Annotated in this window: 13 protein-coding genes; 5 read left to right on the top strand and 8 right to left on the bottom strand. The window is 61.7% G+C overall.

The genetic code is table 11. From position 1 onward, the window contains the following. Positions 1–25 precede the first annotated feature (25 nt). The 5 genes from CO657_RS27140 to ltnD form a co-directional block, all read right to left on the bottom strand. A complete protein-coding gene (locus tag CO657_RS27140; protein ID WP_054183861.1) occupies positions 26–1,636 on the bottom strand; it encodes an ABC transporter substrate-binding protein in 1,611 nt (536 codons plus the stop codon). Positions 1,637–1,699: 63 nt separating this feature from the next. Then, the gene (locus CO657_RS27135) at positions 1,700–2,413 is read right to left on the bottom strand and encodes an HAD-IA family hydrolase (RefSeq protein ID WP_054183862.1); all 714 of its coding nucleotides are present in this window, start codon (positions 2,411–2,413) and stop codon (positions 1,700–1,702) included. A gap of 454 nt (positions 2,414–2,867) precedes the next feature. Continuing rightward, entirely contained in the window at positions 2,868–4,148 is a 1,281-nt protein-coding gene (gene otnK, locus CO657_RS27130; protein ID WP_054183863.1) for a 3-oxo-tetronate kinase, read from the bottom strand. 3 nt (positions 4,149–4,151) lie between these two features. Continuing rightward, on the bottom strand, positions 4,152–4,928 hold the full coding sequence (otnI, locus tag CO657_RS27125) for a 2-oxo-tetronate isomerase (protein ID WP_054183864.1): 777 nt from the start codon (positions 4,926–4,928) through the stop codon (positions 4,152–4,154). 15 nt (positions 4,929–4,943) lie between these two features. Continuing rightward, positions 4,944–5,888, bottom strand: coding sequence for an L-threonate dehydrogenase (gene ltnD, locus CO657_RS27120; protein WP_054183865.1), 945 nt, complete (start codon positions 5,886–5,888; stop codon positions 4,944–4,946). Between the two features lie 244 nt (positions 5,889–6,132). On the opposite strand from ltnD, the gene CO657_RS27115 reads away from it, so the two are divergent. Further along, positions 6,133–7,131 (top strand): LacI family DNA-binding transcriptional regulator, encoded by a 999-nt coding sequence (locus CO657_RS27115; RefSeq protein ID WP_054183866.1) that lies wholly within the window; start codon positions 6,133–6,135, stop codon positions 7,129–7,131. Between the two features lie 16 nt (positions 7,132–7,147). Next, complete coding sequence (gene otnC, locus CO657_RS27110; RefSeq protein ID WP_054183867.1) at positions 7,148–7,816, top strand: 3-oxo-tetronate 4-phosphate decarboxylase; 669 nt, start codon at positions 7,148–7,150, stop codon at positions 7,814–7,816. A gap of 67 nt (positions 7,817–7,883) precedes the next feature. Here otnC and CO657_RS27105 read toward each other — a convergent pair whose 3' ends face one another. Then, positions 7,884–8,927 (bottom strand): tartrate dehydrogenase, encoded by a 1,044-nt coding sequence (locus tag CO657_RS27105; RefSeq protein WP_054183868.1) that lies wholly within the window; start codon positions 8,925–8,927, stop codon positions 7,884–7,886. Positions 8,928–9,206: 279 nt separating this feature from the next. Beyond that, on the bottom strand, positions 9,207–9,413 hold the full coding sequence (locus tag CO657_RS27100) for a hypothetical protein (protein WP_054183869.1): 207 nt from the start codon (positions 9,411–9,413) through the stop codon (positions 9,207–9,209). Between the two features lie 252 nt (positions 9,414–9,665). On the opposite strand from CO657_RS27100, the gene CO657_RS27095 reads away from it, so the two are divergent. Further along, entirely contained in the window at positions 9,666–9,887 is a 222-nt protein-coding gene (locus tag CO657_RS27095) for a hypothetical protein (protein WP_054183870.1), read from the top strand. A gap of 18 nt (positions 9,888–9,905) precedes the next feature. On the opposite strand, the gene CO657_RS27090 is transcribed toward CO657_RS27095, so the two are convergent. Then, on the bottom strand, positions 9,906–10,217 hold the full coding sequence (locus CO657_RS27090) for a hypothetical protein (RefSeq protein ID WP_054183871.1): 312 nt from the start codon (positions 10,215–10,217) through the stop codon (positions 9,906–9,908). Positions 10,218–10,430: 213 nt separating this feature from the next. Here CO657_RS27090 and CO657_RS27085 point away from each other — a divergent pair, with 213 nt between their 5' ends. Then, the gene (locus CO657_RS27085; RefSeq protein ID WP_063856442.1) at positions 10,431–10,886 is read left to right on the top strand and encodes a MarR family transcriptional regulator; all 456 of its coding nucleotides are present in this window, start codon (positions 10,431–10,433) and stop codon (positions 10,884–10,886) included. 96 nt (positions 10,887–10,982) lie between these two features. Then, entirely contained in the window at positions 10,983–11,888 is a 906-nt protein-coding gene (locus CO657_RS27080; RefSeq protein WP_054183872.1) for a LysR family transcriptional regulator, read from the top strand. Positions 11,889–11,908: the final 20 nt, after the last annotated feature.

Below are 11,908 nucleotides of genomic sequence, written 5' to 3'. Positions count from 1 at the left end.
ACTGCAGCCCCGGCCCCTATGCCTGTCAGGCTTCGAGCCAGACATATTCAGCGAACGCGTATCCCATCTGGCCGCCAAGCGTGCTGGGTAGCAAGCCCTTGAGCTTGGCCGTTGTGGCATCGACATTCGACAGATAGGCCGGAATGATGGTGCCGGCTTCCTGAGCGACCATAACCTGCATCTCGTTGTAGATCGCCTTGCGCTTCTCCTGGTCGAGCATACCGCGCGCCTCGATCAGCATCTTGTCGAACTTCTCTGATTTGTATTGGCTTTCGTTCCACGGAGCATCCGAGGAGTAGAGCAGGGAAAACAGGATGTCAGGGGTTGGCCGCGGGTTGATATTACCGAAGTGGATCGGCGCTTTGAGCCAGTAGTTGTCCCAGTAGCCGTCGGACGGTACCCGCTGGACATCGAGTTTCATGCCGATTTCCGCGCCGGCGGCCTGGATGATCATGGCCATGTCGATCGACGAGTTCGCCGCATCCGAAGCGATGATCGGAATCGATTGGCCGAGGACGCCTGCCTTTTCGAAGTGGAACTTTGCCTTTTCGGGATCGAAGCTCCGCGCTTTCAAGTCCGCATCATGATAGAAGTTCGCCGGTGAAATGGGTTGGTCATTGCCAACCTCGCCGAGACCGCGCAGCGCCGACTTGACGATCTGTTCCCGGTTGACGAGGTATTTCATGCCTTCGATGAAGTCCCGCTTGTTGCCGGGCTCCATATCCATCCGCATATTGAGGTTGGTATAGTTGCCGGAGGTCGTCTTCGACAAGGTAAACCCGTCGCCCTGAGCTTCGATCAGGCGCATCGAGCGCGGATTGATCGAGGCTGCGAGATGGATGTCGCCGGCAAGCAGCGCGTTGACGCGGGCATTGTCGTCGCTGATCGCGAAATATTCGAAGGAATCGACGTTCGGGCCTGATTTCCAGTAGTTCTTGTTCTTGATGCCGACCGAGCGCACGCCGGGTTCGAAGACTTCCTTGACGAAAGCACCGGTGCCGTTCGCCTTCGAAAAATCGGTCGTCCCGTCGGCAACGATCATGAAGTGGTGTATCGCCAGGATGGTCGGCAAGTCGGCGTTTGCGCTGGCGAGCGTGATCTCGACGGTCTGTTTGTCGACTGCCTTGAAGCCCGTCATCTGGGCGGCGATCTTGGCGACCTTCGAGCCGACCGCGGGGTCGAGATGGCGCTTCAGTGAGAAGACCACGTCGTCTGATGTCAGCGGCTTGCCGTCATGAAATGTGACGCCGCTCTTCAGCTTTACCATCCAGGTCTTCGCATCCTTGGACTCGATCGCGTCGGCAAGCTCCATCTGCGGCTTGCCGCTCTGGTCGAGGATGGTGAGGCGGTTATAGAAGGAGCAGCACCGGACATAATCGGTGGAGAGCGAAGCCTTGGCGGGGTCGAGCGTATCGGCCGTCGAGGACGACCAGCCGGCTGCCTTGAGCGAACCGCCGGAAACCGGCGTCGCCGCAAGCGCCTTGCCGGCGCGGCCGAGCACAAGGCCGCCGGCGGACATGGCCACACCGCCCGCCAGCATCATATGCAGCAGCTCGCGACGGGTCGCGCCACGACGGATGGCGGTTTCGATCATGGCGTCGTCGGAGCTGGTCCAGTTGGTAATCTTGCTGTTCATCTCATTCCCCTTTTCTTCTGTGGCGGGCTGCCCGTTTCGGGCAGGCCCGACCCGGTTTTAAAATCAGGCGCGTGCAGCAGCCACGGCATCCGTAAGGCCTGCCATGGACGTGAAATGGTAATCGGGTTTGGTGAACTCGGCCGGCTCGATCGTGCCGCCGTAACCCTTCTGGGCATGTCGCCGCTCGATCCAGCAATTGGCCAGCCCGAGTTCCCTGGAAATCCCGATATCGTGGTACTGGCTCTGGGCGACATGCAGGATGTCGTCCTTCGAATGGCCTTGCGCGGCAACATAGGCAAAGACCGCCTCGAAGAATTCGGGGTCGGGTTTTTCGGTGCCGGTATCGTCGGCCGTGAAGGTGGCATAAAAGGGATTGCCGAGTTCCTTCTCGAACAAATCGAATGCCCAACGGCGGGCATTGGTCATCGCGACAAGGCGGTAATCCTTCGCAAGTCTGGCCAGCGCTGCGGCGCTGTCTGCAAAACCCTTCCAGTTCTTCGCCGAGTCCCGCAACCGCTCGCCATATTTTTGATCGGCGGGTAGGCCGAGCTTCGGCGCGATCGCGAGGTAGACGCGCACGAGGTCGTCGGGAAAGAGATCGGCATCCTCGGCATAGCGGGCTGTGCGGTAGAGGGTCAGCGCCTGCTCGCCGTCGACGGTCGTACCTGCCTCAGCGGCGATCTCGGCGAGGCAGGCCTTGAGGCCACTCTCGAAGTCGATGAGCGTGCCGACGACATCGAATGTCATATATTTGAATTCCGGAAGGCTCTTGCTCACGTGAATTCCCCAGTGTTCGGCCCCATGGGAGCACGGTGAAGAAGAATATTCTGTTCCCGCAGGCGAGATCTTTGTCCCGCTCTTCTATGGAAGGCCTCGCATTTGCCGGGATCCGAGCCCTTCAGTGACCGTAGTGTGTCACCTGCACCGCGCCGGATTCTCCTGAAAGGCGTCATATGGCGGCACAAAATACCGAATCTGACCGTTTCGCGATATTCTGAGGCTTGCATCGCCCGCGCGCTGGCCAGTATTGTTCATGTTTTGTTCGGGGCGGAGGCCGGCGGGCTCGATGATTATGTCTGCCGTTTCCAGGCGGCACGCGGCAGCGCATGGCAAGGACGCCATTGCCGAAGGCGGTAGATGACGAGGTCGACTCCCGCGCGTTCTGGCGCGGTGCTGACGGGAGATCGGCGGTGCCGGCGGGTCCGTTTCGCCGGCACAAGCTGGCGATAGGTCAGTGCATCATCGCCAGCGCTGCCGCAAAGAAATCCTCGCCTCCGAAGTTGCCTGATTTCAAAGCCAGGAGCATGTCGCCCGGGGCATTGCCGACCGTGCGTAGCACCGGCACGCCGGCGGCAATCTCCGGTCCGATCAGAAATGCCGGAATGGCGAGCCTGTCGACCGCTGCGCCCGATGTTTCGCCGCCTGCGACCACGAGCCGCCGCACGCCTCTTGCCACCAGTTCGGCTGTGATGATCGAGGTTGCGGTCTCGATCGCGTGGCCGGAGGCCTCCCGTCCATAAAGGGATTGCAGCCGGGCCACGGTTTCGGGTGCAGCGCTTGCGGCGATCACGACGGGGCCGGCGGCGATGCGGTCTCCTGCCCAGGAAATCGCCGCGGCGATCTCATCCGAACCGGCAAGCAGTCGTTCCGGGTCGAGCCGCAGCACGGGCATCGACCGTTCGGCGACCTCGAGCTGGCGCAGCGTTGCCTTGGAACAACTGCCGGCAACGATCGCTGAAAGTCCGCCGACCGGGCGAATGGCATCCGCCGGCGCGGCGCCGCCGGACGATATCCGGCCGGAGCGGACGAGCGCGCGGGCAAGGCCGAGGCCGAGCCCGGAGGCGCCTGTGGACACCGGTGTTTCCAATGCGATCTCGCCGAGCGTTTCCAGATCCCGCTCGAAAATCGCATCGGCGATGGCAGCAGTGACGCCTCCCGCACGCAGGGCCTCGAGCCTCGCTTTGACGACGGCGGGTCCGGCGGCGATGGCCGTGAGATCGATCAGCCCAACGGCGCCATGCGATTGCCGGGTGAGGACCCGCACGAGATTGGCATCGTGCATCGGATTGAGGGGGTGGTCCTTGAGCGGGCTTTCGTTCAAGGGCTGTCCGCCGACGAAGAGATGACCGAGATAGACGGTGCGACCCGTTTCCGGGAAAGCGGGGGTCACCAGCACGATGCCGCCGCCCGCAGCGTGGCTCAATGCCTCGGTGACGGGTCCGATATTGCCGGCATCGGTGGAATCGAAGGTCGAGCAGATCTTGTAGAGCACATGGCCGGCGCCTCGCCGGCGCAGCCATTGCTCGGCGCTGGCTGCAGCCGTTACGGCCTCCGCCGCCGGGACAGAGCGGATTTTCAGGGAAACGACGACGGCGTCGACATCCGGCAACGCCAGCGACGGATCGGGGATGCCGACCGTCTGCACCGTGCGCAGACCGTTCTTCGTCAGCGTGTTGGCGAGGTCGGACGCGCCCGTATAGTCGTCAGCGATTGATCCGAGCAAAATAGCCATTGTCTAGCTCCGTGCAAAAGGTCTGAACCAGCCGAGGCCGTCCAGTGTGTGGCCGCGCGGGATGTATTCGCAGCCGATGAAACCGTCGTAACCCAGGCGGTCGATTTCGCCGAACAGATAGGAATAGTTCAGCTCTTCCCCGTCCGGCTCGTTGCGGGACGGCACGCTGGCGATCTGGATATGGCCGGTGATCGGCAGCAGGCGCCGCAACGCCATCGTCACGTCGCCGTGGATGATCTGACGATGATAGATGTCGAACTGGAGTTTCAGGTTGGCCAGGCCGGATTCGGCAATCAGCGTTTCGGCGGCGCCGAAGTCGTTGAGGAAATAGCCCGGCATGTTTCGCCCGTTGATCGGCTCGAGCACGAGATCGATGCCTTTTTCCGCAAGCCGCCCGGCAGCATAAGCGACGGAGCGCCGGTACGATGAGGAGGCGTCTTCGTCACGAGGGTCGGCAATGCCTGCCATCAGGTGCAACCGCCTGACGCCGGTCGCCGTTGCATAGTCGAGTGCGCGCTCGACATCGGCTTTCAGCGCATCGAACCGTCCGGGAAGCGCCGCGATGCCGCGCTCGCCGGCCGCCCAGTCGCCCGGCGGCAGGTTGAACAAGGCCTGCTGCAGATTGTTGCGGGCAAGCCTTTCGGCGATTGCCTCTGGCGCAGCTTCATAGGGAAAGAGATATTCGACGGCGGCAAAGCCGGCATCGGCTGCCGCGTCGAAGCGGTCGAGGAATGTCCATTCGTTGAACATCATCGTCAGGTTGGCGGCGAAAACCGGCATGGTGGCGTTTCCTTTTTAAAGCGTCTGCGGCTCTTTGCCGGGGCCGGGCAGTTCCGCGCCGGAAAGCTTGGCGTAGAGCCGCGCGAGCGAGGAATCATCATCACGGCCCATGCCGGCGCCGGCGGCGGCGAGATACATCTGTAGCGCCGCGGCCGCCAGCGGCACCGGATAACGCTCGGAGCGGGCCATGTCCTGGACGATGCCGAGATCCTTGACGAAAATCTCGATGCTGCTGAGCGGTGTATAGTCTCCGACCAGCACATGCGGCACACGGTTTTCGAACATCCACGAATTGCCTGCCGAGGCGGTGATCACCTCATAGACCTTGTCGAGGTCGAGACCTTGTTTGGCGGCAAATGTTATGGCCTCGCAGGCGGCCGCGATGTGCACGCCGGCGAGAAGCTGGTTGATCATCTTGAAGGCGGCACCTGCTCCGGCGGCGTCGCCGAGCTCATAGACCTTGCCGGCCATGGCGTCGAGACCCGGACGAGCGGTGTCGAAAGCCTGCCCGGAGCCGGACGCCATGATCGTCAGCTGGCCCAGCGCAGCCTTGGCCGCGCCGCCTGAAATCGGCGCGTCGAGATAGTGCAGGCCGAGAGCCTCCACCCTTCGTGCCAGATCGCGGGCAACGGCAGGATCCATGGTTGCCGAGGAGATGAAGACGGCCCCGGGTTTCATCGTGTTCGCGACGCCTTCCGGCCCGAACAACACGGCCTCGGTCTGGGCGCCGTTGACGACGACGGAGACGACGATGTTAGCGTCCTTCGCGGCGCCTGCCGGGGTCGCCGCGCCTCGTCCGCCATCGGCCATGAAGCGGTCAACCGCGGCCGGCGTGATGTCATATCCAACGACATCGAGTCCGGCGCGCTTCATCGACCGGGCCATCCCGAGCCCCATGGAGCCGAGACCGATGACGGCCGCGACGATGGCAGAGCCTGGATTTTCAGCAAGTGGTGACATCAGGAGGTTCTCCGGTCTCGTAAGGAAAGGTCGTGCCGTTCCGGGTGCTATGGCGACAGAGCAGCGCAGCGGTGTGGCAGCGCTGCCATTTTAGTAGTGCATTTTGGCAGCGCTGCCAACGACAAATTGGTAGCGCTGCCAAAAAACCTTTGCTTCTTGGCGAGAGCCGTGAAAATGGTGAGGCAATGGTCGGAAAGCGAGCAGAACGTCCAACCACCTGAACAGCTGGATTTCAGACTTGACGATGGAATTGAAACAGCCGGCGACCGTAACGCTTGCCGAGGTCGCGGAAGCAGCCGGTGTTGGCGAGAGCACGGTGTCGCGCGTGCTCCGCAATCACGGCTCGTTTTCCGGCAAGACGCGGGAGCGGGTGATGGCTGCCGTCGAGCGGCTGGGCTATGTGCCGAACCGGATCGCCGGGACGCTGGCCTCCACCGGCTCTCGTCTCGTCGCCTTCGTCATCCCCTCGCTGTCCAACATCGTCTTCCCCGATGTGCTGCGCGGCGCCAGTGCCGTCCTGGAGGAAAATCGGTACCAGGCGGTGTTCTCCGTCACCGACTATGATCCAGGCAAGGAGGAAGCGCTTGCCGCCGCGATGCTCGCCTGGCGGCCGGCGGCGGTCATGCTGGCGGGATACGAGCATACCGACGGGTCAGTGAAGATGCTGCGCGCCAGCGGATGCCGGATTGTGGAACTGCTCGATCTCGATGGAGATGCGCTCGATATCGCGGTCGGATTTTCGAACCGCGCGGCCGGACGGGAAAGCGCCGCCTTCCTGCTAAAACGAGGCTATCGCCGGATCGGCTATGTCGGTCACGATCTCAACCGCGATACCCGCGCCGGCAAGCGGTTCTCAAGCTTTTGCGAAACGCTGGAGACAGGTGGCGCCCCCCTCGTCGCGCGTGAAATTCTCGCCGGCGCTTCGTCCGTGGAAAACGGCAGGCTGGGGCTGGAGCGGCTGCTTGCCCGGGCAAGGGGTCTCGATGCGGTTTATTTCTCCAACGACGATATGGCGTTGGGCGGCTATTTTCACTGTCTGGCCGAGGGGATCGCTATCCCGTCGAAGCTTGCCATTTTCGGCTATAACGGTCTCGATATCGGCCGGGCGATGCCGCAGCCCTTGTCGACCATCCGAACGCCGCGTGTGGCAACCGGACAGATCGCCGCGCAGCTGGTCGTCGCCAACGCGCCGCCCCAGGCCGTCGATCTCGGTTTTGAGCTGATCGAAGGCGCAACTGCGTAATATTGGAGGAAATGTCATGTCCGACGCGCGCCAGCGTGAAGATATCTGCCGATACGGCCGCTCGCTGTTCGAGCGCGGGCTGACGCCCGGTTCGTCGGGCAACATATCGTTGCGGCTCGATGATGGCGGCTGGCTGGTGACTCCCACCAACGCATCGCTCGGGTTTCTCGATCCGGCGCGGATCTCAAGGCTCGATGCCGAAGGCCGGCTGCTGTCCGGCGACAAGCCGACCAAGGAAATTCCGCTGCATACCGCCCTCTACGACACACGCGGCAGCGCCCGCGCCATCGTCCACCTTCACTCCACGCACGCGGTGGCGTTGACCATGCTGCCGGAGATCGATCCGCGCGCCGCCCTGCCGCCGATGACGCCCTATTATCTCATGCGCGCCGGCGAAACCGCACTGGTGCCGTATTATCGTCCCGGCGATCCGGCGGTGGCCGACGCCATCCGCGGGCTGGCGGGCAAGTATTCGTCGGTGCTTCTGGCCAACCACGGACCTGTCGTTGCCGGCGACAGCCTGGAGGCGGCGGTCTTTGCCACCGAGGAGTTGGAGGAAACGGCAAAGCTCTATCTGCTTCTGCGCAACCTCAATCCCCGTTACCTCAGCCCGGGACAGGTGGCCGATCTGGTCAATACGTTCGGCCTGGACCTTCCATCGCATCACGATCACGACGACCATTAACGGCCAAAACAGATTGAGGTTCAGGTCGGGGCGGCCAAACCCGACCACCTCTTGCCGGCATCATGGTCTAATCGAGCGCCGAAAGCACCGATGCCGTGATCGCGTCGGTCTTGTCCCTGCCGGGATTTGCACCGATGCCGCGTGCCGTCGTTGCCTCGATTGCGGCCATCACCTTGCCGGCGGCGCCCGTTTCTCCCAGGTGCTCCAGCATCATAGCGCCCGACCAGATCGCAGCGATCGGGTTGGCGATGCCGAGATGGGCGATATCCGGCGCGGAACCGTGGACGGGCTCGAACATCGACGGCGCCGAGCGATCGGGATTGATATTGGCGGAGGCTGCAAAGCCGAGCCCGCCCTGAATGGCGGCGCCAAGGTCCGTCAGGATGTCGCCGAACAGGTTGGAGGCGACGACCACATCGAGGCTATCCGGCGCCATCACCATGCGGGCGGCCATGGCGTCGATATGGTAGCTTGTCACCTCGACATCGGGATAGTCTTGGGAAAGTCTCTGGGTGATCTCGTCCCAGAAAACCATCGAGTATCTTTGCGCGTTGGACTTGGTCACCGAGGCAAGCTTGCCGCGGCGCGCACGCGCCTGTTCGAAGCCGAAACGCAGGATGCGCTCGACTCCCTGGCGGGTGAAGATCGAGGTCTCCACGGCCACCTCGCTGTCGGTCCCCTGGTGAACGCGGCCGCCGGCGCCGGAATATTCGCCCTCGGTATTTTCACGAATGCAGAGGATATCGAAGTTCTCCGACCGCAACGGTCCCTGCACACCCGGCAGCAGCCGGTGCGGGCGGATATTGGCATATTGGACGAAAGCCTTGCGGATCGGCAGCAGAAGTCCGTGCAGCGACACGGAATCCGGCACTTTACGGGGCCATCCGACGGCGCCGAGCAGAATGGCGTCGAAGGAGCGCAGCGTTTCGATGCCATTGTCGGGCATCATGCTGCCATTCTCCAGATAGTAGTCGCAGGACCAGGGATAGCTTGTTGTCGCAAGCGAAAATCCGTTTCGCGCAGCCGCCTTTTCGAGCACGGCCTTGGCTGCCTCAGTGACATCGCGGCCGATACCGTCTCCCGGCAGAAGGGCAATCCTGTAGGTCTTCATGGCAGGTCCTCTCAAGGCTGATCAGCACACTCTTGCTCTGCGGTTGGCGGGATAGGCTTCGCAGGCGTGATCCTTGCCGAATCCGCACTGCGTGTGCGCCGCGTGGCCATGACTTTAGAGCGTGGGTCAGGCTTTATTTGCCGAAAGCGGCCGGGATTTGGTCGATTGTATTGTGCGCGCCGGCATCACCAGCGAATTCTGTCGAACGATCTGTAGTGGCCTGGGATCATCGCGACCTGGCGGGATCGACTGAGCGGGATCCTCGGCATTGCTGCGGGGTCACGCGCCGGGATAGATGGGCGTGGAGACCAGAGCCTGTCGGCGTTCGGATTCGGGCCGGAACGAGCGGTATTGCCAGAAGCCGTCCGGGGATACCCGCCGGTATACGGTCTCCAGCCAGAAAACGCTGTCGTCGATCGGCAAGACCGGATGCCAAGCATACCATTCAGACCAGATCTTTTCTGCCTGTTTGCTCTCCAAGGCCATCGCTATTCCCCATGCTTGGAAGCATTGTTCGTTGTGTTCCATAATAGAGAATAACAATGAAACATCATTCTTTAATAGGGATCGTTTTCCCGCTTCGCGTGAAAATTTCCTTGCTATATCGCTGGGCCTTTTGGCCTTCGGAGCAAAGTAGGAATCCTTGTGTCGGCCCCTGAAAGTGCCCGTCAGCATCTCTTGAAATTATATCGTAGTACGATATATTTACAGAATGCCGATTGTTGAGGAGTGAGCTTCATGGAAAGCCGATTGCATCCCGCATTGCACCGCCCCGCGCCTTATCCCGCTGATGAGGCGTTTGAAAATCTCAGGCAGAGGGTTCATGCCTTGCTTGATAGCGGAGAGACAAGCCGTTGGGAGCTTTTGCGGGCGGAGTGGCGGTATGATGTGGCTTTGCTGACCAACGATTTTCGGCTTTGGATGCAACACCTCGACAGAGGCTTCGATACCGCCAAATAGGCTGGCGTTCGAAAGGGCTCAGGTGATCGAACGCAAGCCGAGATAGGCCGCCAGGCTGATGGCGGAAAGGGCGATCATCAGCTTGGGTCTGGCATCGTCGAACATGGCCGCCAGCAACAGGCCGAGCATCAGGATGGCGGATTTCGCCCAAAGGTCCTGATCGGAGACGGTGAAGGCGAGCGTCGCCAGGAAGACGGCGCTTGCGACGATCGTCACGGGCGCAGATTTCTCGGCGAGGTCGCCGCCCGCTAAATAGGGCAGCAGAAAGCGCCGCATGCTCAGGCCGGAAGCGATGCTGAGAAGGAGACAGGTCAAGACAAGATGCAACATGGGGTCGGCGCCGATTGATCTGCAGATGGAATTGCAGATGCAAACCCCATGCCAGCCTCAAACGCTTGAATCGCCATGCGATGGAGGCGTTGCCACGGCCTGTCTGGCTATTTCCTCGGCGTCGCGATCCTTTTTTCGGCAACCACTGCGGTTCGCTCGAGCAACCGAAACGCATGGCGATGCGACGTAAAACACGGCAAAGGTGGAGGTGACATGGCGATGAAGCAGCAGGAGCGTCTCCATGACGGAGATTACGAAGCATTGGCCAACTTGCGTTATCGCATCCGCCGGTTCCGGCAATTCAGCGCGAAGGAGGCACACAGGCTTGGCCTGACGCCGCCACAGCATCAGGCGCTGCTCGCAATAAAAGGCCAGCCGGCCGGCAAGAAGATGAGCGCGCGGATGCTGGCCGAGCGCCTGCTGATGGACAGGAAGGCGGCGGATGGCCTCGTTCAAGAACTCATCGACAAAGCCTATATCGACGTGGGCCCGGCGGCAGCAGGACCTGGCAAACAGTTCATGCGTTTGACTGATAAGGCTGAGGCTGTGCTCGACCGGCTGGCAAGCGCCCATCTATTCGAGATCCGCAAAATGGCGCCTGAACTGATGCAGGCGCTTCGCGTCCTGCAGGATCGCCAGAACATCCAGCGGATCGCCTGGATGCAATGACACTCGATTTCGATGCCGAAACCGGCTTGAGCTGCGGCGATGATTTTTATATAGAGAATTATCTTTCTCCATAATTCCGGAAACGAGATCTTTTCATTGGACCTTTCGTCGATCGAAATATTCCTCGCTGTCGCCAGCGACCGCAGCGTTACCAAGGCTGCCAAGGCCGTCGGGCGGGTGCCGTCGAACGTGACGACACGCATCCAGCAGTTGGAGGAGGATCTCGGAGTTTCCCTCTTCAGCCGTGACGGCAAGAAGATGACGTTGACGCGGGAAGGCGAGACGTTCCTAACTTATGCCAACCGGTTGACGGCGCTTGCGCTCGAAGCGCGCCAGGCCGTGCGGCCTCTCGCCCCGTCGGGAACATTGCGCGTCGGCACGATGGAAAGCACGGCCGCCAGCAGGCTGCCGGCGGCGCTGACGCAATTCAACCGGATGTGGCCTGATGTGTCGCTTCATCTGACCATGGGCGCATCCCGCGATCTCGCCCGCGCCGTCGTAACCGATGCGCTGGACTGTGCGCTGATTGCCCGCCCGCCGAAGACGATGCGCGGGGATGACGTGGGTTTCGAAGCCGAGCTCAAGGCGCTAGAGATGGAGCCGGTCTTTGTCGAAGACCTGCTGATCGTGCTGCCATCCGGGCATCCCGCGATCAAATCCGCTGCCGACCTTCGTGTCGGGTCGATTGCCGCTTTGGAGCCCGGCTGCACCTATCGCAGGATCGCCGAAAACTGGGCGCGTAAATCGAGCGTCCTGCCGACGAGCGAGCATGGCTCCTACCATGCGATCCTGGCGAGCGTCGCGACCGGCAATACCGCCGGCGTCATGCCGAGATCCGTTCTCGACCTCATGCCCTGGCCGACGTCCGTCCAGACCCATCAACTGGGGCCTGTCGAGACGCTGCTGGTCTACCGCAGGAACGATCGCCCCAGCGCTTTCAACGCCTTCCACGAAGTCCTCAGCGCGACAAAAGGCAGGGACATCAGGCTTGCCACAAACTAGCCGTCAGCTCTTCCTTCAGT

This window comes from Rhizobium acidisoli (assembly GCF_002531755.2).
GTDB lineage: Bacteria > Pseudomonadota > Alphaproteobacteria > Rhizobiales > Rhizobiaceae > Rhizobium > Rhizobium acidisoli.
Note: the sequence above shows the minus strand (reverse complement) of the source record. Positions and strands in the feature narration are given on the sequence as shown.